Here is a 2608-nt window from a genome sequence, read left to right on the forward strand (position 1 = left end):
GTGCTACTTATATAGAGAATTTAAAAGAAAAGCTTGTGAATGAAATTTTGGTTTGGAGTTCAAGATTAAGTACTTTTAAAGAGTATGATGAGAAAGATATTATAAAATTAAGATATTGCTTATGCGTATTTATAGATGAAAGTCTAATGAAAAATGATTTATTTATTAATAGCTCTTGGGCAAATCATACTTTAACCGTGAGATTATTTGATGAGACTCTAGGTGGTGATAATTTTTACGATATAGCGCTTTCTTGGTTGTCTAATCCATCTAAAAATAAAGATTTTTTGGAATTCATATATGCTTGCTTGATTTTGGGATATAAAGGAAAATATTCTCATGAAAAAGATGTCGAGGAAAAAATTATTTATCTTTGTAACAATATAGCATCGGCTTTAACTCCTCTTATAAATTTAACAGATGAGACAGCTTTTGATAAGGCTTATAATGGAGCTAATAGGGAAAATTTTTGGCAGTATTTTCAACGCAGATTTATGAAATTTGCGTTAGTTGTTATACCTATTGGATGTATTTTGAGTTTTTTCATTTTTGCAATTTTTGATTTGCAAACTCATAATATTAAAATTGATTCTAATATTAGCAGCTTGATTAATAATGTAGAAAAAATATAAGATTATATTTTTTCAATCATTTCCTTGCTCCATCCATTAGGAAGATTTTTTACATCAGGATGGTATGGTTTTAAAAGTTCAAAGAAAACTTCTTTATGGTATCTACTTATTTGAAAATAGTATTTGCCTAGAGTAGAGGGAATGAGTATACATTTTTTCAAAGAATTATTATCGTAATAAATAATATTAGGAGAATCTAGACTAGAAGCTAAGTTTAGTTCATCATAATATAACCCATTGTATTTATGAATTTCAAAAAATCCTTTATAGTCAAAAGCATAATCAAAATAATCCACAAAATAACTACCTCTTTTTTCAAATCCCATGCCAAATATTTCTTTTTCATATTTTCTAATTAATTCGTTATTTAAATCATTATAATTTATTTTTGTATCATCTATATAAGCTGCAGGGTTAAAAAGAGAATTGATTTCATTTTGAAGCATACCTTGAGATAGTTTTAATATAAACCCACCCAAACTAAAAACAAAATAATCATAAAAATACTCATCATCAAAAGTAATCAAATAATCTTTACTTTTTCTATCTTGCCCAGCCAAATAATCTAACATAGTAAGCAATAAGGAATTTTTCTTAATTAAACGATCATTTTTAAAACCTTCTACTTGTCTTTGGGTGATTATTCCTAAATTACCCAATTCTTCATAAAATTCATCATCAAATGCATAAGGTTTTATGCCATTATCTTTATAAATTTGGTCTATATAATCTTGGATCATTCTTACATTTTCACTATGAATTTCATTTACATAAGATAAGATTTGTTCTTGATTTAGTATGGTTGTATTTTTTTCTATTTTACATTGATATTCTAGATTGTTTGGGCTTGTTATATGGTAATTGCCTCTAGTTGTTTTTATTTTTTTACCAAGAATAGTATCTTCAAAAAAAATCACTTCAGGTTCAACATAATTATCATTTTTTTCAGCTATCCATAGAGGATTTTTGATTTTTTTAACCTCTTCTTCTAAATTTTCAATACTTGTAGGTATGTATTTTGGAATGAGTTTGTTACCTTTTTTATTAAATATGATTTTACCTAAATAAATACCAAATTTGGGATTATATGTAATGTTGATTTTGTTTTCTAAATCAATATGGTTGAAAAAATACCAATAATTTTTTTCACTAGGACATATATTATTAAAACATTTTATATTAGTATTTACACCTAAATAAAGTGCATTTGATTCTTTTCTAGTTTGTAAAAATTGTTCGTGTTTTTTTGTATCTGGTTCCTTGTATCTCATCATAACTCCTTGATGATACTTTCTTCTATTGCTCTAGCTTCTGCTTCGCTTGGCTGAAAAAAATAAATATCTGGTGTTGTTCTATTTCCAAATTTTTGATCTGTTTTATTAAAATAAATATATTGATTGCTATAATAAATATAGTGTTGTAAGACATCATTATTTGGTTTTTTTTGATGTATGTATGCGTGTCGTATTTCGTGTATAATAGTTTTAAACATTTCCTCTGTATTTTCTATATTGTTTATATTGATTTCAATAATAGTTTTGTCTTGATTATAAAAACCAAATAGGCTATTATCATTTGATGAGATAAATTCTGTTTTTATATTTAATTTAAATTGATTGTAGATTTCTTCAATTAATTTTTCCCAATACACAATAGGATAATTTTTATTGGGATTATAGTTGTGTTTTTGTATTGTTTTTTTAATTGTATTTTCATAGTAAATTATATCTTGAAAATAATCCCCATATTTTATTTGTATATTCTTTGTTGATTTGACTTGAAAATATATTTTCGCTAAATCAAACCTATAATAAATATAAGCAATTTTTCCAGCAAGTTGAGGGTAGGTTTTTAGTTTTTTTATTGAAAATTGTTCTATGTGTAAAATTGTAGATAATAAAAAATTATAAGCATCATTAAAATTTGCTATTAAATTTAAATTGAGCCATTGTTTTAAGTATTTAGTATCGCTTGGT

The 2608-nt window shown here is 24.8% G+C and carries 2 protein-coding genes and 1 pseudogene; 1 reads left to right on the forward strand and 2 read right to left on the reverse strand.

Annotated features, from left to right (window positions below):
• Positions 1–632, forward strand: a 632-nt coding sequence (gene icmH, locus L8V79_RS07965; RefSeq protein WP_263703181.1) for a type IVB secretion system protein IcmH/DotU, incomplete at its 5' end; no start/stop codon positions are given.
• Between the two features lie 2 nt (positions 633–634).
• On the opposite strand, the gene L8V79_RS07970 is transcribed toward icmH, so the two are convergent.
• Entirely contained in the window at positions 635–1906 is a 1272-nt protein-coding gene (locus L8V79_RS07970) for a hypothetical protein (RefSeq protein WP_263703182.1), read from the reverse strand.
• Positions 1903–2608, reverse strand: a pseudogene (locus L8V79_RS07975) (hypothetical protein); the annotation flags it as partial. The gene L8V79_RS07970 and the pseudogene L8V79_RS07975, both read right to left, overlap by 4 nt.

The organism is Campylobacter sp. IFREMER_LSEM_CL2194, from assembly GCF_025771685.1.
In the GTDB taxonomy this organism is placed as follows: domain Bacteria; phylum Campylobacterota; class Campylobacteria; order Campylobacterales; family Campylobacteraceae; genus Campylobacter_D.